Genomic DNA, 24,456 nt, shown 5'->3' with positions numbered 1-24,456 from the left:
CAACTCATGTTATCCTGCATTTAGTTCATTCATTCACCGCTTAAAACCATGTTTCTTAAACTTTTACGTTCCGTGATATTCGGCCTGATTGTGGCGGGTATTCTTCTGGTAGCCGTGCCGGGCCTTAAGTTCGGCGGCGATCTGCTGTCACAGCCTGGCGACAACGCCGACCAGGAACCGGTCAGCTACAACGATGCCGTGCGGCGTGCGGCACCGGCGGTGGTTTACGTTTATAACCGCAGCGCCAGCAACTCTTCTGATGTCCTGGGTTCCGGCGTGATCATGGACCCTCGCGGCTATATTTTGACGAACAAGCACGTCATCAACGATGCCAACCAGATTATCGTGCGCCTGCAGGATGGCCGTTACTTTGAAGCAATGCTGGTGGGGTCAGATTCGCTGACCGACCTTGCCGTGCTGAAAATTACCGCATCGAATCTGCCGGTCATCCCGATCAACCCGAAACGCGTGGCGCATATCGGCGATCTGGTGATGGCGATTGGTAATCCTTATAACATCGGTCAGACGGTCACTCAGGGCATTATTGGTGCAACCGGCCGCGTTGGGCTGAGCCCATCACGCCATCAGGACTTCCTGCAAACGGACGCCTCGATTAACCGCGGTAACTCCGGCGGCGCGCTAATTAACTCGCTGGGCGAACTGATGGGGATTAACACGCTTTCATTCGATAAGAGCAGCGATGGCGAAACGCCGGAAGGGCTGGGTTTTGCAATCCCGACACGGCTGGCCACCAAAATTATGGATAAGCTGATCCGAGACGGACGAGTGATCCGCGGTTATATCGGTATCACCGGGGAAGAAATCCCGCGCTTTACCGGCCAGAATACCACGCTGGAGCATCCGCAGGGCATTGTCATCACCGGTATGAACCCTACCGGCCCGGCGCAAACAGCCGGCTTGCAGATCCACGATGTGATTACGCGGGTGAATAATGTTCCTGCCGTTTCCGCAATGGAAACCATGGATCAGGTCGCGGAGATCCGTCCTGGAACAGTCATAGAGGTTGAGATCCTGCGTAACGATAAGAAGATGACGCTACCGGTCACGGTACTGGAATACCCGGAAGAGAACAAAAGTCAGTAGGGAAAAGTATTTGTATCGCCCCGTCTGGAGACGGGGCGAAATGTGGACTTACTTAATAAAATCTTCGCCCAAAGCGATATCTTTTTTCAGCGTGTCCAGCATCTGATCAAGCGACTGCTGCTCAAACGCACTCAGTTTACCAATCGGACGACGTTCAACAATACCGTTTTTGCCCAACAGCAGCGGCTGTGAGAAGAAACGGGCGTATTCGCCGTTGCCTTCAACATAGGCACATTCGACAACATCGCTTTCCCCTTTCAGGGCGCGCACCAGCGACAGCCCGAAACGCGCTGCAGCCTGGCCCATTGAGAGCGTCGCCGACCCGCCACCGGCTTTCGCCTCAACAACCTCGGTACCGGCGTTTTGAATGCGTTTAGTCAGATCCGCCGCCTCCTGCTCGGTAAAGCTGACGCCTTCAATCTGCGACAGCAGAGGCAGGATGGTAACACCAGAGTGGCCGCCCACGACCGGAACGTTCAGCTCCTGCGGCTGTTTGCCTTTCAACGCAGCCACAAAGGTGTTGGCGCGAATAATATCCAGCGTGGTCACGCCGAACAGTTTGTTTTTGTCATACACACCGGCTTTTTTCAGTACTTCAGCCGCAATGGCCACCGTGGTATTAACCGGGTTAGTAATAATGCCAATCAGCGCTTTCGGCGCGATCGCAGCAACCTGTTCAATCAGGTTGCGTACAATGCCGGCATTGACGTTAAACAGGTCGGAACGGTCCATACCCGGTTTACGCGCTACGCCAGCGGAAATCAGAACCACATCAGCGCCCTGCAAAGCCGGGGTCGCATCTTCACCGCTGAAGCCTTCAATTTTGACTGCTGTAGGGATATGGCTAAGGTCTACCGCAACACCCGGAGTGACGGGGGCGATATCATAGAGAGAGAGTTCTGAACCAGCCGGAAGCTGGGTTTTCAGTAGGAGGGCCAGAGCCTGACCGATACCACCCGCTGCACCGAGAACTGCAACTTTCATCCTAAACTCCTTATTATTTTGAGCATGTTATGCCGGGAAATCCATCTGCTTACGACCTTAGACGACCTGCGGGATAATGACGATAGCGGGTTTACGGTTTTGCGTACTTAAGCACTAAAAAGCAGCAAATGCTGAAGATATGCCCGCATTGCATCCTGTTATCGCTGGTCGCCAGTCGTTGCAACATGCAGACATCGTGATCCGGCGTACCTTACACCTATAGCACTTATCCGAACAACATCAATTTTATAACAAATTGTTCACTTATTGTGCAAAGTAGTACCGGCCCGTTAGATTTCTTTTCAGTGCCAAAGTTTGTTAGACTTCGGCTCCCTGCCAGGCTTTCACCTCGCACCACAATTCAAGTTTGCATAAAAATTCATTTAATTGCATAATAATGTACTATCCCGCTTGGGGTTCCCCCATTCACTTCCTTTTTATCGGTAACCTATGCGTAACCCATCAAAGCAAGAAGAACTGATTAAGGCGTTCAAGGCCTTACTGAAAGAAGAAAAATTCAGCTCGCAGGGCGAAATCGTCAATGCACTGCAGGAAGAAGGCTTCGAGAATATCAATCAGTCTAAAGTCTCGCGGATGCTGACTAAGTTTGGCGCGGTTCGCACCCGTAATGCGAAAATGGAAATGGTGTACTGCCTGCCGGCTGAACTTGGCGTTCCCACCACCACCAGCCCGCTGAAAAACCTGGTGCTGGATGTCGACTTCAATGATGCCCTGGTCGTGATCCATACCAGTCCGGGAGCCGCTCAGTTGATTGCCCGCCTGCTCGACTCACTGGGAAAAGCCGAAGGTATTCTGGGTACTATCGCCGGGGACGATACCATCTTCATTACCCCTGCCCGCGCCTTTACCGTCAAGCAGCTGCATGATGCAATCCTGGTCCTGTTCGAACAGGAGCTTTAAAGGAAAGAGTTAAAAGCACTCCTGTTATGCCCCATTGCTTAACCTCGTGCTAACACCTGTTACCGAGGTATTTATGAGCTGTCGCAAGGCAGCTCTTACTTCAGTCGTCGATCCACCGCCCCCGCCTGTCAGCACATATCACTGGCTTTTCGCGAGAAAACAGCCTGTCTGGCAAAGCACCATTTATTTCACCTGTGTGATCGCCCGCAAATAACCGCACAAATAGTTAAAGTCATCCAGGTTGATGTTTTTACGTGAATTTAACAAACCCAGAGCAAAATATAAGCACTTCTTATAACTAGTGGTTATTAAAACCGCACACAGTTGCAATAAATCCCAGAAAAATATTATTAGCCTGCTATTAATATTTCCCGTTATCAGATCTATACTTATTTCCGTGATGAGAATCACAGTAACTAAAAAGATAAAAACAGTTGACGAGGAATAAAATCATGAACGTTAAAACTACTATTGCCGCTCTAAGCGTACTCTCTGCTCTGTCATTCGGTACATTTGCCGCCGAATCTGTTAACGCCACTCAGGCGCAGAATCTCCAGTCAATCGGTGTGGTCAGCGTCAGCGGCGTCGCCGGTTCACCAATGGATATCCGCCAGGCGCTGGATAGCAAAGCGAAGGAGAAAGGTGCCAGTGCATACCGCGTTATCGAGAGTTATCAGAACGGTAACTGGCACGCCACCGCCGAGATTTACAAATAATATCGGTTTGAAAAGTTATTCAGTGTGAAAAAATTAGTACGGTAACCCCAAGAATAATAAATGCTTTTTAGCCCTTTCGGTTACCGAAAACCTTATCTGGAGTCAATATCATGAAAACTACATTTACTATCGCTGCCTTAGGTCTTGCTTCTGTTCTTTCATTCGGTGCCAGCGCTGCACAACTGGTGACTAACGATCAGGTTGCTCAACAGAATCTGCAATCTGTCGGCACCATCAGCGTCAGCGGCATCGATGCGGCGCCAAGCGATATCCGCCAGCAATTGTCAGACAAAGCTGACCAGCAAGGTGCAAGCTCTTATCGCGTGATCGAAGCGCATAATGATGGCAACTACCACGCGACTGCTGAACTGTACAAATAATTGATCGTGCCGGATGCGTAGCATCCGGTGGTGGTATCGACGACCTGGTCATTATGACGTAGCCCGTAGGTTGTTGATTGCAAATGGGAGATAATCTATGAAAATCAAAACAACCATCGCTGCATTGAGTCTTTTGTCAATGATCGGTTTCGGCGCTTCTGCCGCCGAACTGGTCAATAGCCAACAGGCAGAGAACTTGCAATCTGCGGGGACAATTACGCTAAGCGGTGTGGCCGGAGTACCCTCGGATATTCGCCAGCAGCTGTCATAGAAAGCAGATATGCAGGGTGCCAGCGCCTATCGCGTGGTAGAAGCCCGCAATCAGGACAACTGGCACGTGACCGCTGAGATTTACAAGTAATTCCTCGTCGAGGCTATCCATTGATAGCCGCCTATGACGAACTCTTTGGCCCCGTTCGCCGGGGCCCTTTTTGATAAAGACTATCTGACATTGAAGTGGAGCTGGCCCTCCAGCTCCTCTTCAGCTTCGTCAAACAGCAGGATCAGCGCACCATAGCGCCGCTTCTGCCCACTTCCCAGATGAATAAACTCAATTTCCAGCGGCAACGGCACCTTCGCCGCGATCAGCACATCCCATAAGCTGTCGAGATCGGTAATACCGTGTGGCTCAAGAGCGAAGCGCTCGCTGAACTGACGATAAAAATGCGCGCGATCGACAATCACATTAAAGTCAAAAATCTCTTTTCTCATTAAGGCTGCTCCGCTGAAAAAACTGCCGGACGACACTCGTCGCCCGTCGGGTTACAGTCCACCGATATGCAGGGCTTTTACCTCAAGAAACTCCTCCAGCCCAAGCACCGACCCTTCACGCCCCAGGCCTGATTCTTTTATGCCGCCAAAGGGAGCCAGTTCGGTCGATACTGCACACTCATTAATGCCCACCATGCCGCTTTCCAGCGCCGCCGATACGCGAAATACCCGCTGCAGGTTCTGCGTGTAAAAATACGCCGCCAGACCAAACTCGGTGTCGTTGGCACGACGAATCACCTCGTCTTCATCATCGAAGCGGAAACAGGCGGCAACCGGGCCAAAGGTTTCTTCCTTCGCCAGTTTCATTTTTTCACTGGCATCGGCAATCACAGTAGGCTGCCAGAAGTTTCCGCCCAGCGCGTGCCGGGCACCACCGACCACGATGCGCCCTCCATTTGCCACCGCATCGTTAACGTGCTCTTCCACCTTTTTCAATGCGGAAGCTTCAATCAACGGCCCGACAACGACCCCCTCTTCGACTCCGTTACCAACCTTCAGCTTTTTCACTTCTTCGGCCAGCCGTTCCACGAAGCGATCATAAACACTGTTCTGAATATAGAAGCGGTTGACGCTGACGCAAACCTGACCGGCGTTGCGGAATTTATTGGCAATCGCCCCCTTAACCGCAGCATCAATATCCGCGTCGTCAAAAACGATATACGGGGCATTGCCCCCCAGCTCCATCGACACTTTTTTCATTGTCTCCGCTGCGTTGCGCATCAGCAGCTTGCCGACCTGCGTGGAACCAGTGAAGGAGATTTTTCTCACCTCTTTACTGGTCATAATCGCGTCGCTGATGGCGGCGGTATCGCCGGCTACCGCATTAAGTACACCGTCCGGTACACCGGCTTTTTTCGCCAGCGCTAACAGTGCGAATGCGGACAACGGAGTATTGTTGGCCGGCTTGATAATCCCCGTGCAGCCTGCGGCCAGCGCCGGGCCCAGCTTGCGGGTCAGCATCGCCATCGGGAAATTCCAGGGTGTAATGGCCGCCACCACGCCGACCGGTTCACGGGTGGCCAGAATGCGCGTTCCGGGCCGGGCAGGTGGAATAATTTCACCATTGGCGCGCTTGGCCTGTTCGGCAAACCACTGAATAAAGCTGGCGGCATACAGCACCTCGCCTTCAGCTTCTTTGAGTGGTTTGCCCTGCTCGGCGGTCATCAGCTGCGCCAGCCAGGTTTTATTTTCCAGCATCAGTTGATACCAGCGATACAGGATTTCCGAGCGCTGGCTTGCCGTTTTCGCTCGCCAGGTGGGTAAGGCCGCCGCCGCGGCTGCAATCGCTCGTTCGGTTTCTGCTTTACCGGCTTTAGCAACTTCAGCGATGGTTTCGCCAGTGGCAGGGTTGAATACCGGGAACGTGAACCCCGTTTGCAGCCACTCTCCTGCCGCCAGGTATCCGGTCTGGAACAGTTCATTATCCTTAAATGATGAGATCGTCATGATTCCTCCTGTTTTGATTGCCGTTATCTCAATAAGTATAGATGGCAAACCCATGCCGTTTTGTGACGGAGTGATATCGGCAGGAGGAAAATGCGGTGCCGGTAGCCCGTGCTACCGGCGGAAGGATCAAATCTGGATCAGGGTGTTCTGGTATTTTTTCAGCATTTGGGCAAGCCGGGCAACCGGTTCGGTCACGCTAATCGGTGCCTCATACAGCGCCAGCTTTTGCTGGTAAATATCGAACTCGGACAGCAGACGGGTGAAATAGTGACGCCGCTTCGCATCACTACTCGCCGAAATAACCCGGTCAGCGGTGTGGCGCAGCTGTTTATGGAAGGCCGACAGGTCGTCATTAATCGGAATATCCGCGTCGCGCAGGCGTTGATGGCCAATAATCAGCGTCAGCGCCAGGCGGAATTTATCAATATCGCCCGGGAAGATATTCAGCAGCATGAACAGCTGCTGATACAGCGCAGGCAGATGGTTTTCCCGACGCCTCGCCGTATTGGTGGTCATCGCTGACACCGCCGCATACATAAAGCGATTCAGCAGCGTGCGGCCTATACGTGCCTTGGAGCTGTCGCGAATAAGCAGAATCACCAACAATGCCACAAAACAGCCAATGGCCTGCCCCAGCGCACCGTCAAGGAAAGTACTGACGTGGAAGGTCATCGGGTTATCCAGCGTCAAAATGTTAATTGTGCCAACCAGCGCGCCCAGCGTGCCGATCTGACGCCGCTGAATAAAGATACCGGCCACAAATGCCATCACGCCAAGAGCAATACACAGCAGCAGCATACTTTGCTGCGTCGCGGGCATGATCACCATGTAATACAGCGCACCAAGCGGAACGGCAAAAATCATCCCGTAGAGGAAATCCTTAGCCATCATCAACGGGTTTGGCATACGCATAGCCAGAGCGGTAATGACCGCCAGCATAATCATCGCCCCGCTGCCGGAGGCCCAGCCGGTCCACAGCCAGAATATAGAACCCACGGCCGTGGCAACGAAAGTACGAACACCGTTGATAATAGCGTGCCGGGATTCTGCCGAACGCATTCTGACCACCGGCTCGGCATTCAGCACCTCTTCTTCGATACGGCTGATGCTGCTGTTGGTGTGGATACCCTTCAGCAACAGCAAATAGCGGCTGGCCGCAGCGACCCAGCTGCGAATCGTTGCCGGTGTATTTTTGCTGCCGCTGACGGTGATAATCCGGCGCATGATCTTCATCCGCTTATGGATGTCTGCCGTGCTTTCTACCGGCTTTTCAAACAGCAGCAGAAACTGTGGCGGCACATATTCCGGACGGGAGTTCTGGATCAGGAACGTTTCGCAGGCTTGGGTAATCAACGTCAGCGAAAGCGTGTTCAGCACCGCCATTCGGCGCTCCACCTTCGGCCAGCCGCCCGACTCCATCATCAACAGCGAACGCATTCCTTTCAGAGCCGTGGTACGACGAACCAGCCCAGCCCAGGTTTTATCCACTTCATCCTTGTCGGCATGGGCGACGCAAAGCTGCATCAGCCGATACTGCTCAAGCAGAAGTGCATCAGCCTCGCGATCGATATCCTGCTTGATGGATCGCGGCGAAAACAGCATATCGGCGAGAATGGCGCAAACAATACCAATAATGATTTCGCTACAGCGCTCTACGGCAAACTGCGGCGCAAGCAGCAGCGAACCGCTGGAATCAACGCTGACCACGATAATCAACGCGGTATAGCCGGCCAGGCCTAAGGCATAGGAGTTCTCAAGCTTGATCAGCGATGACAGCCACACGCACACGCCGGCCCACAGGCAGCACAGCAGCAGCATAAGCAGCGGTGCGCGAATGGTGGCGATCATAATGGTCAGTGCAGCGATACAGCCGATAAAGGTCCCGACAATGCGCAGCATACCGCGGTAGCGCAACGCCCCGGAGAAGGGATCGCCCCCGGCGGCAAAGGCCGTACCGCCGGCAACAATCGCGGCGGTCATCACCGACCAGCGCGGAGTTTCAAGATTGAATTCAAAGCCCACAAACAGCGCCAGAATGATGGCAAAAGTCAGCTTGATGGGAAATCGCAGACGATACCACTGCATCATTTACTCCACCTTAGCCAAACTCGCGCAGGCGATGCATCAGTTTCATCAGCGGGGAGATGTCTTTTTCCTGGCGATCCTGCGCACCGGTGACCACAACGGTCGCCGTGGTGCCTGACGGGAACAGGTTACCCGGCTGCTTGTCCAGGCGAATACGCACCGGCACACGTTGTGCCAGACGTACCCACTCCAGATTCGAATCGACGGTCGCCATGCCTTTGCTATCAACGGTACTGCTGCTGTTCGTCACCCCGGCGGCCATGCTGTCAACGGAGCCAAGAATGACCTGGTTGCTGCCGAGCGGCGTGATCTCAACACGATAGCCAGGACGAATACCATCCAGCTTAGTCTCTTCCATAAAGGCCAGTACATAGAACGAATCCTGTTTGACCAGCGCCACTGACGTGGAACCCCGGGTGATAAACTCACCGGCATAGACGTTCAGGTTGGTGATCCACCCCGCCGACGGTGCCTTCACCACGGTACGTTCCAGATCCAGCTTCGCCAGATCGCGCGTGGCGATGGATTTCGCCAGCTGATGCTCCGTGGTCTGGTAATCATTGTTGGCTTGATCGATAGCCTCACGCGACATGGCGGAAACGCCAAGCCGGTTACGACGAGACGCTTCGCGACGTTTCTCATCCAGAATGGCCTGGTAATAGGCAACGTCGGCATTCGCCTCGTCCAGCGCTTTTTGATAGCGCGGCTGGTCAATCACGAACAGCACCTGGCCTTTCTCAACCAGCTGGTTATCACGCACACGCACATCGGTGATCAGGCCACTCACATCGGGTGCAATCGCGACCACATCAGCGGTGAACTTCGCATCGCGGGTCCACGGGGATTCGGTGTAAAACACCCAAACGCGGAAAATCAGAACCACCGCAATCGCCACCAAAATCAGGGTAATGGCGAACCGGGAAATTTTTCTTATTAGTGCTTTCACGATGACCTCAGACGAACAAGCGGGATACAAGGTAGAACAGACAGCAGTAAAGCGCGGTATTAAACAGCGCTGGATGCCAGACCCTGTCATAGAGTCCGGTCGGCATAAGCAGGCGACGAACCAGCCAGAACAGCATCAATGACACGACGATTTCAAAGAAAATGGGCGGAAAAGAAAGCCCGAAAACCACGATAACAGGAAGCACACTCATCTCTTATCCTTGTAAAAACAGTGCCGGAATACGAAGACGCAATAACGAACTCCCACCTGTTTCAGGGCAGTTTAAAGTTCAGGCTGATGATGGCCACGAAGTCGGGCCGGGATCACAACCGATACTCACAAAATAGTAGCTTATAAAGTGAGCTTTAAAATAGGGAGTAGGACTTCAGAACGGTAGTCCGGCGCTGCTATAGTAACGCGCTTGACTATAAGTTTTCTACCAAATGTGATGTAAATCACTTTTAAGCCAGGGTTAATAATGGAAAGACTCAAAGGCATGTCCGTTTTCGCCAAAGTGGTGGAGTTAGGTTCATTTACCGCTGCGGCGCAGCAGCTACAGCTTAGCGTCTCGGCGGTCAGCCAGATCGTCGCCCGGCTGGAAGATGAGCTGCAGGTTAAATTACTTAATCGCAGCACGCGCAGCATCGGCCTGACCGAAGCAGGGAAGATCTATTTTCAGGGCTGCCGGAGAATGCTATCGGAAGTTCAGCAGGTTCATGAACAGCTGTGGGCATTTAATAATACGCCTATCGGTACGCTGCGCATCGGCAGCTCTTCCACCATGTCGCAAAACCTGCTGGCCCCGATGACGGTGGAGATGCTGAAAGAATATCCCGGCCTGACAATTAATCTGGTCACCGGTATTCCGGCCCCTGACCTGATCGCCGATGGTCTGGATCTGGTCCTGCGTGTGGGTGCTCTTCAGGATTCCGGACTGTTTTCCAAACGTCTGGGATCGATGCCGATGGTGGTCTGTGCAGCAAAAAGCTATCTGGCACAGCACGGTACGCCGGAAAATCCAGGGGATATCAGTAACTTTTCCTGGCTTGAATACAGCGTGCGGACAGACAACGACTTTGAACTGACTTCGCCGGAAGGCAAGTCCGTTCGCTTATCGCCGCAGGGGCGTTTTGCCACCAATGATGCTCAGACGTTAATTCGCTGGCTGAAAGCCGGGACCGGTATCGCCTACGTACCGCTGATGTGGGTGATTGAAGAGATTAATGCCGGTGAGGTAGAGATCCTGTTTACCCACTATCATTCGATGCCACGCCCGGTCTATGCGCTTTATACGCAAAAAGACAAGCTGCCGCTGAAAGTTCAGGTGTGTATTAACTACCTTATCAGTTACTTCGATAAGGTGGATGAGATCTACCGGGAATTTCGTAAGGTATAGCAAGACATAAAAAATCGGGCGGCCGCCTGTGCGATCGCCCGAATTAAATAACAGAACGTTGCGAGAAAACCGGCGTTGAGTTACGCCGTGCCACCTACCGTGATTTTATCCAGCTTCAGCGTTGGCTGGCCGACGCCAACCGGCAGACTCTGCCCTTCTTTACCGCAGACGCCAACGCCTTTATCCAGCGCCAGATCGTTACCGACCATCGAAATCTGCTGCATTGCCTCAATGCCGGAACCGATCAGGGTTGCGCCCTTCACCGGCTTGGTCACTTTGCCGTTCTCAATCAGATAGGCTTCCGACGTGGAGAACACAAACTTACCGGAGGTGATATCCACCTGACCGCCGCCGAAGTTCGGCGCGTACAGACCATATTCAACGCTGGCAATAATGTCTGACGGCGTCGATTTACCGGCCAGCATATAGGTGTTGGTCATTCGTGGCATCGGCAGGTGCGCATAGGACTCACGGCGGCCGTTACCGGTTGGCTTAACGCCCATCAGGCGCGCATTGAGCTTATCCTGCATGTAGCCTTTCAGAATACCGTTTTCAATCAGTACGTTGTACTGTCCCGGAACACCTTCATCATCAACGGCCAGCGAACCACGCAGCCCTTCAATGGTGCCGTCATCCACTACGGTACAGAGTTCGGAAGCCACCAGCTCCCCCATCTGACCGCTGAATACCGAAGTACCACGACGGTTGAAGTCGCCTTCCAGGCCGTGACCCACCGCTTCATGCAGCAGCACGCCCGGCCAGCCTGCGCCCAGTACCACCGGTACGGAGCCTGCCGGGGCCGCTACGGCGTTCAGATTAACCAGCGCCATACGGACCGCCTCACGCGCCCAGGCGTCGGCACGAACTTCACCGTCTTCATTCGCCAGGAAGAACTCATAACCATGACGACCACCGCCGCCGCTGGAACCACGTTCGCGCTTGCCGTTATCCTCAACCTGTACGCTGACGGACAGACGAACCAGCGGACGGACATCCGCCGCCAGCGTTCCATCCGTGGCCGCCACCAGCACCAGTTCGTAGACACCGGTCAGGCTGGCTGAAACTTCCTGAACGCGCTTATCTGCTGCGCGCGCGGTACTGTCAACACGGTGCAGCAGGGCAATTTTTTCTTCGCGGGTCAGGCTTTGCAGCGGATCGAGCGCCGGATACAGCGGGCGATGCAGCACCGCGCCCAGGGTGTGCGACTGACCGTTGCCCTGTTCACGCACGATGCTTCTGGCCGCCGTTGCGCTCTGGTGCAGCGCATTCAAGGTGATCTGATCGGCATAGGCAAAGCCGGTTTTCTCGCCGCTTACCGCGCGCACGCCCACACCCTGATCGATATTGTAGGAGCCATCTTTAATGATGCGGTCTTCCAGCACCCAGGATTCATGATAGCTGGACTGGAAATAGAGGTCGGCGTAATCCAGCTTGCGCTCGGAGAGCTGGCCGAGAATGGCAAACAGATCGTTATGACTAATATTATTGGCAGCCAGTAGCTGCTCACTCACCAAATTCAGACTCATGAATTCTCACTCAGTATGGATGAGCCAGATGCGACTGGCCCTCAATATTCATTTAGGTTCGCTATGTTTACAGCGTGAGGCAATTCCATAGCCACGTCAAATTCACTTATCGTCGTTTTCTCGCGGCTTGCGCAGTACCTCATTGATTTCAGGCTTATCAATTGGCCCGGTGATGTGATAGCGCAGTACTGAAATTTTATTCCACAGCGGCCCCAGCACCTTGCTGGCGGCAAACACGGCAGCCCCCACAACCGGGTTAACGACAAAGGCCACGCCAACCCCGACCGTTGTAGAAATCTCCGGCGCGACCACCGCTTCCATATCAATCTGCCGTCTTACGAGATCCATTTTGCCCTTCATGGCAATGTCCGCTTCCAGCCCATCCACCAGCAGGTTATCCGTGTGCATCACGCCATTTTCTATCCAGGCGGTGCCGTTAATCGAATCAAACCAGAAGCCCTGACCAAAGGTGTCGCTGAAATCAAAACGCAGCTTGCGGATCAGCGCATCGAAACTGACGAGGCGCAGCAGCTGACCGGCACGCCCGGTTGAGACGTCGGTAATCTGCCCCGCGCCAAGGTGCGATTTCAGCACCCCGCTCAACGTTTCTTCCGAAGGCTGCCACGGCGCAGAACGCCAGTGCAGATCGTAGTCGACGTTAAACGGCGCATCGCGCAGCGGGCTGCTAATGCCGAACCAGTTGGTCGCCTCGTTGATTTTTTTGCCGCTCAGGACACCTTTCAATGAAGTGCGCTGACCATCCGGACGATTTACCCACTCACCGTTAACCGTCAGGCGTGCATTACCGCTGTCAATCAGCCCGTTTTCCAGCTTCAGCGTGTCGCCCGTCGGCGTCAGAGAAGCCTGCATGCGGCCAAATTTTTGCCCGCGCAGCCAGCACTCGGCGCAGTTCAGATTCAGTGCTGGCCAGCGGCTGAAGTCGATGCTGGAGGTATCAGCTGGCAGCGGAGCACCGCCGCCCGAGGTCTGCCACTGCGGGTTGTAATAGAGATATTTGAGCTGAGCGATCCAGGGGGCCGAGCGCTTCATCATCAGCGTCCCCTCCACTTCTTTCCCCTTCGCCGCGACCGTCGTGTCGCCAGCAACATCCTGACTTAGCGTAACGTTGAGATCCTGCCATCGCTGCCCCGCCAGCGTCAGAGCGGGCGTATGCAGCCGGATATCGCCCGGTAACGCGCTGCTGCCCGCTTTTCCACTCTCCGAACCGGCAGCGGCCATAAGCCCCATCCATGCGCTACCGTCAAGCGGGGGCAGATTCAGTACCATGCCCTGAGTCTCCGGCAGCGGCGGCGTGCGTTTGGCATCGTTCTCCCAAATACCGCGATCGATGCGCAGCTGTTTGCCCAGCAGCCAGCGGCTGTTAAAACGATGGCTGCTGCCGACTGAACCGCTAAGCTCGAAGCTATTGAGATTACCTTTAGCAACCAGTTTGACTGGCGTATTTGCAGGCTTGCTGAGATCCAACGGTGCAGGTAAGTGACTGCTTACATTTCTCAGGTCGCTGTCAATATCAACCTGATAATTTGCACCGCCGCCATGCGGTAGCGTGATTTGAACTTTGCCCTGCCATGGCAGATTCCCCGCCAGCTGCGACCTTACCGATCCCGGTATCGCATTGACCTCGCCTGGCTGCCAGTCGGCCTGCAGATCCACGCCAATTTGATAGTCTTTCTCGCCTTCCAGCGTGTTAAAGCTGACCGCCAGCGGCTGACCGAACCAGCGGGCGTGCATCTGATCGCTTTTCAAGTCGCCGTTATCATAGGTGAGCCGCCCGCTAAGCTGCTCAAAGGTGGTTTCCAGCGGTTTAATGTGCAGCGAGTTGTTTCTGAAGTTAACGTCGCCGGTCGCGCGCACCTGCTGGCCATCCAGCGGGATATCAATATGTAAGTTACCACTCACATTTCCGCCAACCTGCAGTTCATCAAGCGCGGCACCCAACGATGACTTTAACGGCGAATCGTTGAAATAGTCGCGAACCTGGTCACCGCCGCCGCTGATTTCACCGTCAATCAGCAGTTTCTCTTCCAGATAATCAGGAATGACCGCCGAGATGTTACGCCCCTGCACCTCACCCAGCTTTGTTTCTTCCGCCTTCATCCACAGGCCGTTATTCACAAAATCGAGATCGATCGCCAGGTTTTCCAGCAGTGGCCAGCCGGGTTCGAATTCGTAGGTAGCTTTTCGCAGCGGTACCGCCACTTCAAACATGCCTTCGTTGTGTTTAAACGGGAACTGATGCGGGTCCCCGGCGAAGATCAGCGTGGCGTTATCCACCTGCCCGCCTTTTAGCGCGCCGCTGAGGTAGTTGGTCAGTGACGTGCCCATCAGCGGTTCAGGGAAGTAGCGCCAGGCATCGGCGGCATCCGTCAGCTTGATACCGGCCAGGATGTCCAGGCGCGGGGACTGACCTTTCTGCTGTTGGTAATGGAAATCACCGCGGGACCAGAGCGAACGGGCCTGTACGTCAAGCTGCTCGCCGGACAGCGTCAGTCCGTCGGCATTATGCTGCCAGTTCAGCGCACCGGAAGCCCGGCTGATTTCCAGCGGAGCGCGGAACATATCGCCGTAGGGCATTGTCGCCTGCTGTACGGCAAACGCCAGCTGACCGTCCGCCGCGCTGCCGGAAAGCGAACCGTTAAGGTGCTCCATGCCCGGCAGCAGCTTCCACTGCTGCCAGCTGAGGTTTTGCCAGCGTGCCTGGAAACGGGTCAATTCGGGCTGGTTCAGCGGCACATCGGCGGCCAGCGACTGTATCTCACCGCGCGGCTGCAGCGCGCGCCAGTTTTCCAGCAGTTCCGGCGACAGTTTGGCAAACAGCGGAACCAGCGGGTCAAGCGAACCTAAATCCAGATGCGTGGCGCGCACGCGCAGTTCCGCCTGCTTATCCGGCCCCGGCAGGTCGCTGCTTTGCGGCAGCCAGAGCATGGAAAGCTGACCCTTTGGCCACGGATTGTCGTCGGTGATAAAGCGCGTTTGCGGGATGTTAAGCAGCCAGCCACGGTTAAAGCGGCTGATATGCGCAGTCAGGTTATCCACGCGCAGGTGGTGCGGCCGATCGGAACCCTCCCACTTTGCTCCGCCTCGCTTCAGCCAGACATCGCCACCCCAGACCTCACCGTTTTTCACTTCCATCCATGCGGCAAGGCTGAATTTTGCGCTTTCCAGGCTGGTATTATCGCGCATCCACTGCCCCAGCCACGGCTTCACATCCACATCATCGGCCTGCATCCATACGCGGCCGGTATCGAGATAACCGTTGCTGTCACTCAGATCGAGGCGAACCTGCACCTCGCCGTGCTGGCCGGTAAAGCTGGAAAGGCTGACCAGCCCCTCGGCCCGGTGGCGGTTACTTTCGTTAAGCCAGGTGAGCTGAGGAATTGCCAGTTGGGCACGTTGGCCGGAAGGGGTAACGAAGCTGATTTCACTGTCGCGCAGGTCGAAGTGATCGAACTGCCGCAGGAACAGGTTGTTGAGGCGATCGGCCTGTAAATCGGTTTGACCGCCGCCGCCGGTTAGCGGGGTGTTGGTGACCAGATTAAGCTGCCAGAAGGTCAGATCGCGAAACTGCCAGCGCAGATGCAGCAGTGACTGCCAGACATCCAGTGCCAGCGTGACGCGCTGAATACTGACGCTGCCGCCGTCAGACAGCGCCGCCTGAATATCCTTAATTTCCAGGCGCGGACCGAAAGATTCCCAATTTCCAGACAGCGAACTGGCCGTTACCTTACCGCCTGCCGCGGCCGATACGCGCTCAAGAATCGGCTCGCGCCAGGTATTCATATGCGGCATCACCAGGCGTAAGCCACTGACCAGCAGCGCAATAACCACAACTAACGTTGCGCCAGTCAGTAGCAAAATCCTCGGCAGTTGCCTCACATGCCTCTCCTTGTTTCGTTCCGGGGTAACAGTTTTTACTCTACATCATCACTACGTCAAACTGTTCCTGCGTATAGAGCGGCTCAATCTGTACTTTAACCTGCTTGCCGACGAAGATTTCCACTTCTGCCAGCGCATGCGATTCATCGCTTTTCAGCGCCTCACCGACCGCCGGGGAAGCGTAGACAAGGAAGCGATCGGAGTCATAGGCATGATGCACACGAACGATCTCACGCATAATTTCATAGCACACGGTTTCTACCGTTTTCAGCGTGCCGCGGCCTTTACACACCGGGCAGTCCTGACACAGCACGTGCTCAATACTTTCGCGGGTGCGCTTGCGCGTCATTTCCACCAGCCCAAGCTGAGAGAAACCGTTAATGCCGGTCTTCACCCGATCTTTGCTCAGCGCCTGCTCCAACGAGTGCAGCACCCGGCGGCGGTGGTCTTCATTACTCATATCGATAAAGTCGATAATAATAATACCGCCGAGATTACGCAGCCGCAGCTGCCGGGCGATGGCCTGTGTGGCTTCGATATTCGTATTGAAGATGGTTTCTTCAAGATTACGATGGCCAACGAACGCACCGGTATTGATGTCGATGGTGGTCATCGCTTCGGTCTGATCGATAATCAGGTAACCACCGGATTTCAGCTCAACCTTACGGTCCAGCGAGCGCTGAATTTCATTTTCCACGTCGAACAGATCGAATATCGGCTGCTTGCCGGTATACAGCTCCAGCTTCGCGGTCATTTCCGGGATGTACTCACTGGTGAATTCCACCAGGTGCTCGAAAGTCTGACGTGAGTCGATACGAATGCGATCCAGCGCCGCGCCGGCAAAGTCACGCAGAATACGCTGTGAAAGCGCCACCTCGCCGTACAGACGGTAGCGGGTTTGATTGCGCTTCTTACGCTCAATCACTTTGGTCCACAGGCGCTTGAGAAACGCAGCATCCGAGGCCAGCTCTTCTTCACCCACGCCTTCCGCCGCGGTGCGGATAATATAGCCGCCCAGCTCATCACAGTAGCCGGAGACCACCGCTTTCAGGCGGTCGCGTTCGGCTTCGCTGTCAATGCGCTGTGAAACGCCGACGTGGGAGGCTCCCGGCATAAACACCAGATAGCGTGATGGCAGCGTAATGTCGGTGGTCAGACGCGCGCCTTTGGTGCCCAGCGGATCTTTCACCACCTGCACCATCAGATCCTGCCCCTGACGAACCAGCTCGGAGATATCCCGCACCGAGAAGTTTTTCTGTTCATCGCCCGCGACGCATTCGGTGTGCGGCATGATGTCTGAAGCATGAAGAAAAGCGGCTTTCTCCAGACCGATATCCACAAACGCCGCCTGCATCCCAGGCAGTACCCGGCTGACGCGGCCTTTATAAATATTACCGACGATGCCGCGGCGCGCTTCGCGCTCGATATGAATTTCCTGCAAAATGCCGCCGTCGATGTAGGCAACGCGGGTTTCCGACGGCGTAATATTAACCAGCAGTTCAGCTGTCATCTTGTCCTCTCACTTCACGCAGCGCCAGGAAGCTGCTGAACAGCTCGGCTGTTTCAACCAGAGGTAATCCCACCACTGCGTAATAACTTCCGTTAATTTTTCTGACAAAGTTTCCACCCAGTCCCTGAATACCATACGCACCGGCTTTGTCCATCGGCTCGCCGCTGGCGATATAGTTCCTGATATCATCTGGTGTCAGTGAGCGAAACGTCACATCGGTGACAACAAGGCAATCAAGCGACCGCTGGCTGTCGGCAAACGCTACGGCAGTCATCACCTGATGGGTCTGGCCGGAGAGCTTTGCCAGCATCGCGGCTGCGGCATCTTTATCGGCTGGTTTTTCCAGCACTTCATTATGTAATACGACTATGGTATCGGCCCCAAGTACGGGCAGATCCTGGCGGGCAACGGCCACGCCGGCCTGCGCTTTTTCCAGCGCCAGCCGACGGACGTAGTGTTCGGCCTGTTCACCATCGCGGCGCTGCTCTTCTACCTCAGTAGAGATGCGCTCAAATGATAAACCGAGCTGAGTCAGTAGTTCACGACGACGGGGAGAACCAGAAGCCAGATACAGGGATACCATAATTGTCCTTTATTGTACGGCAAACTGGCGGCGAATTTTTCTCATCAGTAAGAACAACCAGGGCCAGAGGATGCCGTCGATGACGCTGCTCCAGAAAATCTCTGGTCTGAACGAAACGTTGATCACCAGGAATTCGGCCCAGAAGACGATCACATCCATCGCTAGCGACAGCACCATCACCATCAGTGCCTGCTGCCACAGCGCCAGATTGCGGAACAGCTGGAATTTAAACGCCACCAGATACGCGATAATGCTCAATGCCAGCGCACGTACGCCCAGCGTTGAACCAGAGATGAGGTCCATTATAGATCCCATCACGAATCCCGTACCGACATTTACCCGATGCGGCAGCGCCAGCACCCAGTAAATCAAGATCAGCAGCAGCCAGGATGGCCGGAACATATAAATCTGTTCCGGCCAGGGCATGATTTGCAATACCAACGCAACGAGGAATGAGAGCCAGATGACCCAGCGGCCATGACTGCGATAGCTACTCAAGGCTGACCTCCACGCACCGGTGACTGGCGGCGAACCGGCGCAGCCTGAGCTGGCGCGGGTTCCGTCACGGCAGCCGTGCCGGGCGCGGTGCTACCACTGTCACTAACAGCAGGCGGAGCCGGAGGCCCCATCTCGCTTACCGGCGGCAGTACCTGAGGCATCATCTGCATCAGACGTTCGTTTGCCACGCGGTGAACTTCATCAGGCGCCATTGGCATAGTGCCGTTACGATCGGCCCCCCACAGCAGCAGCAGATAGCGCAGACGCTGCAGTCCGGCGGTTGGGCGAGCCTGAATCACCGTATAGGCACGCTGCGTATCCACTTTCACCGACGACACAACGCCGACAGGATAGCCTTCAGGGAAACGCCCACCGAGTCCCGACGTTACAAGCACGTCACCCACACGAATATCGGTATTGCCCGGCAGATGCTCAAGCTGCAAATCTTCCGTGCAGCCGTTGCCCGCCGCGATCACGCGGATATCGTTGCGCAGCACCTGGATCGGCAGTGCATGGGAAGCATCGCAAATCAGCAGCACGCGGCTGGTGATTTTACCGACGGCAACCACCTGTCCGACGACGCCCTTATCGCTGATAACAGGCTGCCCTTCGTAAACACCGTTTACGCTGCCTTTATCAATCACTACCTGATCGGTATAAGGATCGCTGCCAGTAGAGATGACCTGGGTCACCATCTTGTGTTCATCCTGACGCAGCGGCGAACCCAGCAGTTCGCGCAGGCGGGCATTTTCCTGTTTGAATTGTCCCAGCATCAGCAGTTCGCTGTTCTTCAGGATCAGTTCACGACGTAAGGCTTTGTTTTCCAGCTCGACCTGCTGGCGGGAGGCCAATGTTTCAGAAACATCGTCCAGAATTTGACGCGGCCCATTGGCCAGAAAGTAGAATGGACTAACGGCGGTATCCATATAGGTGCGTATTTGGGTGAAAGCCCCCATACGACTATCGGCAACAATAACGCCTATTGCCACTATAACCGCTAAAAATAAGCGTAACTGCAGGGAAGGCCCCCTGCTGAACATCGGCTTCATAAAATCGGCGTTTTCCTCGACAACATGAAAAAGGAGTGCGGGCAGCGCCCCGCCACTCCCTTCAGGCAAATTATTCTTCGCTGAACAAATCGCCGCCGTGCATGTCAATCATTTCCAACGCTTTACCACCACCGCGTGCTACGCAGGTCAGCGGATCTTCTGCAACGACTACCGGAATGCCGGTCTCTTCCATAAGCAGGCGGTCCAGGTTACGCAGCAGCGCACCACCACCGGTCAGTACCATGCCGCGTTCGGAGATGTCAGATGCCAGCTCTGGCGGGCACTGTTCCAGTGCGACCATAACGGCGCTCACGATACCGGTCAAAGGCTCCTGCAGCGCTTCCAGGATCTCGTTTGAGTTCAGCGTGAAACCACGTGGAACCCCTTCAGCCAGGTTACGGCCACGGACTTCCATTTCATGCACTTCATCACCCGGGTACGCCGAGCCGATACCGTGCTTGATGCGTTCCGCGGTTGCTTCACCGATCAGTGAACCGTAGTTACGACGCACATAATTAATGATGGCTTCATCGAAGCGGTCACCACCAATACGTACGGAAGAGGAATAAACCACGCCGTTGAGGGAAATCACGGCAACTTCTGTTGTACCGCCACCGATATCCACCACCATCGAACCGGTCGCTTCAGATACCGGCAGGCCAGCACCGATTGCCGCGGCCATCGGTTCCTCAATCAGGAACACTTCACGCGCACCTGCCCCCTGGGCAGATTCACGGATAGCACGGCGTTCAACCTGCGTTGCGCCCACAGGCACACACACCAGCACGCGCGGGCTTGGGCGCATAAAGCTGTTGCTGTGTACCTGTTTAATAAAGTGTTGCAGCATTTTTTCGGTCACGAAGAAGTCAGCAATAACGCCGTCTTTCATTGGACGAATAGCCGCGATATTGCCAGGCGTACGGCCCAGCATTTGTTTTGCGTCATGACCTACTGCCGCCACGCTCTTAGGAGAACCGGCACGATCCTGACGAATAGCAACGACGGAGGGCTCATTAAGAACAATGCCCTGTCCTTTCACGTAGATCAGGGTATTGGCGGTACCCAGGTCGATGGACAAGTCGTTGGAAAACATGCCACGAAATTTTTTAAACATACTAAAGGATAATCCTGCAAGCTGGGGGCGGAAAATAAAATCCGCTTACTTTACCAACCACACGAAGCAGCGACAAGGCGCAAAAACAGTCTACTTCGGTGAAAAATCATGCTATCTCGCGCCGGTGTCACAACCTTCAGCAGCATCTTCTGCAAAAAATGCTGATAACGCGGCATCCTGCCCTGGGGTTTAGACGGATAAAGCGGACATAACATACATAATATTTAACATTTTAGTTTCGCTTCGGCTGGCAAGGAAGCCGCTTCGAACCACACCGCGCGGCTATTCTACGTGAAAACCCGGCTAACGGCAGGCTAAACTCGATATCTTTGCGAATATTTTTTCACGTTGCTGTTGACCGGCTGAGAGGATGCAAAAAAGTCCCCCTGACCACCGGTAACGCCCAGCTCAACCAGAGTTTGCCACTCCTCTTTAAAACGCACTCCGGCGGCAAAAACCCGTGTTGATGTGTGCTTGCAGCTCTCAATCAGGCTCTGTACAAACAGCTGATTTTCCGTACGCCGCTCGATATTACGCACCAGCCCCGGGTGCAGCTTAATCAGCTCCACCTGAAACTGCCGTATATAAGCAGTGCTAACCACGGTTAACCCTGCCTGATTGATGGCCACGCGGCAGCCAAAACCATAGATCAAACGAAACACCGGGTCTAACCGGTTGAAGTGTTGACACACATCCGCTTCTGCAAGTTCAAATAAAATACGTTTTCTTTGTGATTTAGTGCATTGCAGCAAACTATCGCGCAGCCAGTTGAGGAAACTGCGCTGCAGCAGGGAGTCCAGAGTCAGGGGAATCGCCAGCGTTTCTTCGGGCCACAGGTCGACCAGCGTCAAAATCCGCGTCACCATCTGGCGGTCGTAGCGCTCTGCCAGTCCAAGCTGCTGCGCCAGAGGCAGGTATTCCGCCGCCAGCAGCTCTTTTTCGCCGTCAAATATGCGCGGCATCATCTCACGGTGATGAACTTTGCCTTCGCTGGTCACCGCCGGTTTCTGATACAGGCGAGGGCCGCCACGATTAACGGTATTTTCCAGTAGCGTGCGCCATTTCACGCTGCCCCGCCCCAGATCCTGAAGTGCACCTTCACCGACCGACCAGCCGTTTCCACCTTGTAACGTTGCCTGACGAGTGGCCAGTTCGGCATTTTCCATTACCTGCTGCGTAGTCTGCCCGCTGCGCCAGCCGCTGATACCGATATGGATCATATCGTCCCGGTCCAGCATGCGCGTTGGCGGCAGCGTATCCACCGCCTTAATCAGCTGCGATGCAATACCATCGGCATCTTTGATGCTGCGGTGCGGCAACAGCACAGCAAAGTCGCTGCGGAAGTAACGCGCCAGCAGCGCGCCGGGGTAGCGTAAAACGAAGGTCGACAGCAGATTGACCAGCGCAAACAGATAGTCCTGAACCTCGGTATGCCCCCAGCGCTCGCGCAGCGTGTCAAAATCCGGCAGGCGGATCATCATTACCATTCCGTGCGTGCCAACCGCCTCAGGATCTTCCAGTAACGTGGTCAATTGATTATCAAAGAACAGGCGATTATTTAACCCGGTGCGCGGGTCCTGAGCGGCGAAGGTGCGGATCAGCGTGTCGACGCGGTAATGCTGCTCTCCCGCCTCTTTCAGATCCGCCAGCAGCAAATCAATTGCGCTACTCGCTTTTGCCGGCCATTCATGTATCGACCCCGGACGTACGCTGGCGCGCTCACCTTTGATGATGGCTTCTGCACGCACCTCCAGCTTTTCCAGGCCTTTCAACTGCCGGTAAAGCCAGCGGTGGGCCTGCACCAGCAAAAATGTCATGATCGCCACAACCGCAACGATAGCCAATAGCGTTGAGGCGCCAATCATCGAGCTGAACCAAGTTTTGGTCGGATCGATCCACATAATGCGCAGAGTTAAATGGGGATGCTGGCGAAGATGAATATCGGTCTGACGAAAGCGGTTCGGTTCATCATCAAGCAGTGACTGCTGATGGCGGGTGACCTGCAACAGGGTGTTGTTGCCGTCATTCAGCTCAATGCGCTCAATCTGTAAGGGGTTCATGACCTGATGGAGCGAGGGAGAGATCTGCTGTGGGGACTGGGTTAACAAGGCGAGATCGACATCGTCAGCCATCCGTTCAACCCGAAATTCTGCTCTCTGGTTGCTAATATAGAAGAAGCTCAGCACGCAGCCCACCAGCATTAGCAACATTCCTAATGTGCAGAGCAGTGTGGTAATCGCAGAGAGTTTGGTGGTTAATCGCATCCTTGTGCCCATTCAACTGCGGTGACAGATACGCCATTAACGGTAATGTACGCTCGTAGATTAATGGCGGGTGGAAAGCAGGCACCCTTAGCCTGAGTAACACGGAATGGAAAAATACCATAACCCGGATGCCGTTTGCTTGTCTGGTGTCAGATAATCAGAGGTTTCTGCGAGTATAGTCGTACCAGGTACTTTTTTCATTGAACACGCGATTTCAGGAGATTCACATGCAGGCACTGGTTCTCGAACAGGCAGACGGCAAGACACTGGCCTCCATCCGGCAGGTTGACAGCAGCGATCTTCCTCCCGGCGACGTTACCGTGGATATTGAGTGGTCAGGCATTAACTATAAGGATGCGCTGGCGATTACCGGTAAGGGAAAGATTATTCGCCAGTTCCCGATGGTTCCCGGCATTGATTTTGCCGGAAAAGTACACACCAGTAGCGATCCACGCTTTCACAGCGGCCAGTCGGTGGTACTCACCGGCTGGGGCGTTGGCGAGAACCACTGGGGCGGACTGGCTGAACAGGCGCGGGTGAAAGCGGACTGGCTGGTCGCGCTACCTGAAGGCCTGGAGGCTCGCCAGGCAATGATTATCGGCACCGCCGGGCTGACTGCCATGCTTTGTGTCATGGCGCTTGAAGAAGGTGGAGTGACTCCGGAAAGCGGAGAAGTACTGGTAACCGCAGCCAGCGGCGGCGTGGGCAGCACGGCAATTGCACTGCTGCACGCGCTGGGTTACCGAGTGACTGCCGTCAGCGGGCGTGAATCTACCCACGACTATTTACAACAGCTGGGCGCCACCCACATATTGCCACGCAGTGAGTTCAGCGAAGCCTCCCGCCCGCTGGAAAAACAGCGCTGGGCAGGGGCAATCGATGCCGCAGGTGGTCAGGTGCTGGCCAGCGTACTGGCGCAAACCTCCTGGGGCGGCGTGGTAGCCGCCTGCGGCCTTGCCGGTGGCTTCGATCTACCCACCAGCGTAATGCCGTTTATTTTACGTAATGTGCGCCTGCAGGGGGTCGATTCAGTGATAGCCCCGACCGCACGACGTATTGCCGCCTGGAAACGCCTGGTCAAGGTTTTGCCTGCCTCGTTCTATCAACAGGCCACTACGGAGATTTCGCTGTCACAGGCCCCTGAGGCCGCAGAAAGATTGTTAAATAATCAGATAACCGGCCGGACGCTGGTACGGGTTCGCTAATCCTTTCGCCCCGGTTTATTTTCCGGGGCTGATTTAACCGCAAATGCTCCATTTCACCTGA

The 24,456-nt window shown here is 54.8% G+C and carries 20 protein-coding genes and 1 pseudogene; 7 read left to right on the top strand and 14 right to left on the bottom strand.

Going from position 1 to position 24,456, the window contains the following annotated elements; genetic code table 11:
- Nucleotides 1-48: 48 nt before the first annotated feature.
- Nucleotides 49-1,104, top strand: a complete 1,056-nt coding sequence (gene degS / locus IBT46_RS16240; RefSeq protein WP_200546529.1) for an outer membrane-stress sensor serine endopeptidase DegS — start codon at nucleotides 49-51, stop codon at nucleotides 1,102-1,104.
- Between the two features lie 48 nt (nucleotides 1,105-1,152).
- Here the strand turns inward: degS and mdh are convergent, their stop codons facing one another.
- Entirely contained in the window at nucleotides 1,153-2,088 is a 936-nt protein-coding gene (gene mdh, locus IBT46_RS16235) for a malate dehydrogenase (RefSeq protein WP_200546528.1), read from the bottom strand.
- A gap of 450 nt (nucleotides 2,089-2,538) precedes the next feature.
- Between mdh and argR the strand changes: the two genes are divergently transcribed.
- The 4 genes and pseudogenes from argR (at nucleotide 2,539) to yhcN (IBT46_RS16215) (ending at nucleotide 4,466) form a co-directional block, all read left to right on the top strand.
- Nucleotides 2,539-3,009 carry a transcriptional regulator ArgR gene (gene argR / locus IBT46_RS16230; RefSeq protein WP_105592902.1) on the top strand — a complete coding sequence of 157 codons (471 nt, stop codon included), beginning with the start codon at nucleotides 2,539-2,541 and terminating at the stop codon, nucleotides 3,007-3,009.
- Nucleotides 3,010-3,461: 452 nt separating this feature from the next.
- Nucleotides 3,462-3,725, top strand: coding sequence for a peroxide/acid stress response protein YhcN (gene yhcN, locus IBT46_RS16225; protein WP_200546527.1), 264 nt, complete (start codon nucleotides 3,462-3,464; stop codon nucleotides 3,723-3,725).
- Nucleotides 3,726-3,835: 110 nt separating this feature from the next.
- The gene (yhcN, locus tag IBT46_RS16220; RefSeq protein ID WP_200546526.1) at nucleotides 3,836-4,105 is read left to right on the top strand and encodes a peroxide/acid stress response protein YhcN; all 270 of its coding nucleotides are present in this window, start codon (nucleotides 3,836-3,838) and stop codon (nucleotides 4,103-4,105) included.
- 97 nt (nucleotides 4,106-4,202) lie between these two features.
- Nucleotides 4,203-4,466: pseudogene (yhcN, locus tag IBT46_RS16215) on the top strand (peroxide/acid stress response protein YhcN).
- Between the two features lie 80 nt (nucleotides 4,467-4,546).
- On the opposite strand, the gene IBT46_RS16210 reads toward yhcN (IBT46_RS16215), so the two are convergent.
- The 5 genes from IBT46_RS16210 to aaeX all read right to left on the bottom strand — a co-directional run bounded on the left by IBT46_RS16210 (nucleotide 4,547) and on the right by aaeX (nucleotide 9,564).
- On the bottom strand, nucleotides 4,547-4,816 hold the full coding sequence (locus tag IBT46_RS16210; protein ID WP_105592898.1) for a hypothetical protein: 270 nt from the start codon (nucleotides 4,814-4,816) through the stop codon (nucleotides 4,547-4,549).
- A gap of 51 nt (nucleotides 4,817-4,867) precedes the next feature.
- Nucleotides 4,868-6,322 (bottom strand): NAD-dependent succinate-semialdehyde dehydrogenase, encoded by a 1,455-nt coding sequence (locus IBT46_RS16205; protein WP_200546525.1) that lies wholly within the window; start codon nucleotides 6,320-6,322, stop codon nucleotides 4,868-4,870.
- Between the two features lie 126 nt (nucleotides 6,323-6,448).
- On the bottom strand, nucleotides 6,449-8,407 hold the full coding sequence (gene aaeB, locus IBT46_RS16200) for a p-hydroxybenzoic acid efflux pump subunit AaeB (RefSeq protein ID WP_370569484.1): 1,959 nt from the start codon (nucleotides 8,405-8,407) through the stop codon (nucleotides 6,449-6,451).
- Between the two features lie 13 nt (nucleotides 8,408-8,420).
- Nucleotides 8,421-9,353 carry a p-hydroxybenzoic acid efflux pump subunit AaeA gene (gene aaeA / locus IBT46_RS16195; RefSeq protein WP_200546523.1) on the bottom strand — a complete coding sequence of 311 codons (933 nt, stop codon included), beginning with the start codon at nucleotides 9,351-9,353 and terminating at the stop codon, nucleotides 8,421-8,423.
- A 7-nt stretch (nucleotides 9,354-9,360) separates the two neighbouring features.
- On the bottom strand, nucleotides 9,361-9,564 hold the full coding sequence (gene aaeX / locus IBT46_RS16190) for a p-hydroxybenzoic acid efflux pump operon protein AaeX (protein ID WP_105592894.1): 204 nt from the start codon (nucleotides 9,562-9,564) through the stop codon (nucleotides 9,361-9,363).
- A gap of 267 nt (nucleotides 9,565-9,831) precedes the next feature.
- Between aaeX and aaeR the strand changes: the two genes are divergently transcribed.
- A complete protein-coding gene (gene aaeR / locus IBT46_RS16185) occupies nucleotides 9,832-10,749 on the top strand; it encodes an HTH-type transcriptional activator AaeR (protein WP_200546522.1) in 918 nt (305 codons plus the stop codon).
- Nucleotides 10,750-10,829: 80 nt separating this feature from the next.
- On the opposite strand, the gene tldD is transcribed toward aaeR, so the two are convergent.
- From tldD to csrD, 8 genes are all read right to left on the bottom strand, one after another.
- The gene (gene tldD / locus IBT46_RS16180; protein WP_200546521.1) at nucleotides 10,830-12,275 is read right to left on the bottom strand and encodes a metalloprotease TldD; all 1,446 of its coding nucleotides are present in this window, start codon (nucleotides 12,273-12,275) and stop codon (nucleotides 10,830-10,832) included.
- A 102-nt stretch (nucleotides 12,276-12,377) separates the two neighbouring features.
- A complete protein-coding gene (gene yhdP / locus IBT46_RS16175) occupies nucleotides 12,378-16,172 on the bottom strand; it encodes an AsmA2 domain-containing protein YhdP (RefSeq protein ID WP_200546520.1) in 3,795 nt (1,264 codons plus the stop codon).
- Nucleotides 16,173-16,212: 40 nt separating this feature from the next.
- Nucleotides 16,213-17,682, bottom strand: a complete 1,470-nt coding sequence (gene rng / locus IBT46_RS16170) for a ribonuclease G (RefSeq protein WP_105592890.1) — start codon at nucleotides 17,680-17,682, stop codon at nucleotides 16,213-16,215.
- Nucleotides 17,672-18,265 carry a nucleoside triphosphate pyrophosphatase gene (locus IBT46_RS16165; RefSeq protein WP_200546519.1) on the bottom strand — a complete coding sequence of 198 codons (594 nt, stop codon included), beginning with the start codon at nucleotides 18,263-18,265 and terminating at the stop codon, nucleotides 17,672-17,674. Before IBT46_RS16165 ends, rng begins: the two co-directional genes overlap by 11 nt.
- Nucleotides 18,266-18,274: 9 nt before the next feature.
- Entirely contained in the window at nucleotides 18,275-18,763 is a 489-nt protein-coding gene (mreD, locus tag IBT46_RS16160) for a rod shape-determining protein MreD (protein WP_105592888.1), read from the bottom strand.
- Nucleotides 18,760-19,812, bottom strand: a complete 1,053-nt coding sequence (gene mreC / locus IBT46_RS16155) for a rod shape-determining protein MreC (RefSeq protein WP_234471967.1) — start codon at nucleotides 19,810-19,812, stop codon at nucleotides 18,760-18,762. Before mreC ends, mreD begins: the two co-directional genes overlap by 4 nt.
- A gap of 70 nt (nucleotides 19,813-19,882) precedes the next feature.
- On the bottom strand, nucleotides 19,883-20,926 hold the full coding sequence (gene mreB / locus IBT46_RS16150; RefSeq protein ID WP_105592886.1) for a rod shape-determining protein MreB: 1,044 nt from the start codon (nucleotides 20,924-20,926) through the stop codon (nucleotides 19,883-19,885).
- Between the two features lie 314 nt (nucleotides 20,927-21,240).
- On the bottom strand, nucleotides 21,241-23,190 hold the full coding sequence (csrD, locus tag IBT46_RS16145) for an RNase E specificity factor CsrD (protein ID WP_200546518.1): 1,950 nt from the start codon (nucleotides 23,188-23,190) through the stop codon (nucleotides 21,241-21,243).
- Nucleotides 23,191-23,417: 227 nt separating this feature from the next.
- On the opposite strand from csrD, the gene IBT46_RS16140 reads away from it, so the two are divergent.
- Nucleotides 23,418-24,395 carry an MDR family oxidoreductase gene (locus IBT46_RS16140; RefSeq protein WP_200546517.1) on the top strand — a complete coding sequence of 326 codons (978 nt, stop codon included), beginning with the start codon at nucleotides 23,418-23,420 and terminating at the stop codon, nucleotides 24,393-24,395.
- The last annotated feature ends 61 nt before the right edge of the window (nucleotides 24,396-24,456 follow it).

It is taken from the genome of Erwinia sp. S38, from assembly GCF_016624545.1.
In the GTDB taxonomy this organism is placed as follows: domain Bacteria; phylum Pseudomonadota; class Gammaproteobacteria; order Enterobacterales; family Enterobacteriaceae; genus Erwinia; species Erwinia coffeiphila.
Note: the sequence above shows the minus strand (reverse complement) of the source record. Positions and strands in the feature narration are given on the sequence as shown.

Bases quoted from the DNA above. Each gene is read 5' to 3' on its own strand.
- degS (WP_200546529.1), top strand. From the start codon at position 49: ATGTTTCTTAAACTTTTACGTTCCGTGATATTCGGCCTGATTGTGGCG.
- mdh (WP_200546528.1), bottom strand. From the start codon at position 2,088: ATGAAAGTTGCAGTTCTCGGTGCAGCGGGTGGTATCGGTCAGGCTCTG.
- argR (WP_105592902.1), top strand. From the start codon at position 2,539: ATGCGTAACCCATCAAAGCAAGAAGAACTGATTAAGGCGTTCAAGGCC.
- yhcN (WP_200546527.1), top strand. From the start codon at position 3,462: ATGAACGTTAAAACTACTATTGCCGCTCTAAGCGTACTCTCTGCTCTG.
- yhcN (WP_200546526.1), top strand. From the start codon at position 3,836: ATGAAAACTACATTTACTATCGCTGCCTTAGGTCTTGCTTCTGTTCTT.
- IBT46_RS16210 (WP_105592898.1), bottom strand. From the start codon at position 4,816: ATGAGAAAAGAGATTTTTGACTTTAATGTGATTGTCGATCGCGCGCAT.
- IBT46_RS16205 (WP_200546525.1), bottom strand. From the start codon at position 6,322: ATGACGATCTCATCATTTAAGGATAATGAACTGTTCCAGACCGGATAC.
- aaeB (WP_370569484.1), bottom strand. From the start codon at position 8,407: ATGCAGTGGTATCGTCTGCGATTTCCCATCAAGCTGACTTTTGCCATC.
- aaeX (WP_105592894.1), bottom strand. From the start codon at position 9,564: ATGAGTGTGCTTCCTGTTATCGTGGTTTTCGGGCTTTCTTTTCCGCCC.
- aaeR (WP_200546522.1), top strand. From the start codon at position 9,832: ATGGAAAGACTCAAAGGCATGTCCGTTTTCGCCAAAGTGGTGGAGTTA.
- tldD (WP_200546521.1), bottom strand. From the start codon at position 12,275: ATGAGTCTGAATTTGGTGAGTGAGCAGCTACTGGCTGCCAATAATATT.
- rng (WP_105592890.1), bottom strand. From the start codon at position 17,682: ATGACAGCTGAACTGCTGGTTAATATTACGCCGTCGGAAACCCGCGTT.
- IBT46_RS16165 (WP_200546519.1), bottom strand. From the start codon at position 18,265: ATGGTATCCCTGTATCTGGCTTCTGGTTCTCCCCGTCGTCGTGAACTA.
- mreC (WP_234471967.1), bottom strand. From the start codon at position 19,812: ATGAAGCCGATGTTCAGCAGGGGGCCTTCCCTGCAGTTACGCTTATTT.
- mreB (WP_105592886.1), bottom strand. From the start codon at position 20,926: ATGTTTAAAAAATTTCGTGGCATGTTTTCCAACGACTTGTCCATCGAC.
- csrD (WP_200546518.1), bottom strand. From the start codon at position 23,190: ATGCGATTAACCACCAAACTCTCTGCGATTACCACACTGCTCTGCACA.
- IBT46_RS16140 (WP_200546517.1), top strand. From the start codon at position 23,418: ATGCAGGCACTGGTTCTCGAACAGGCAGACGGCAAGACACTGGCCTCC.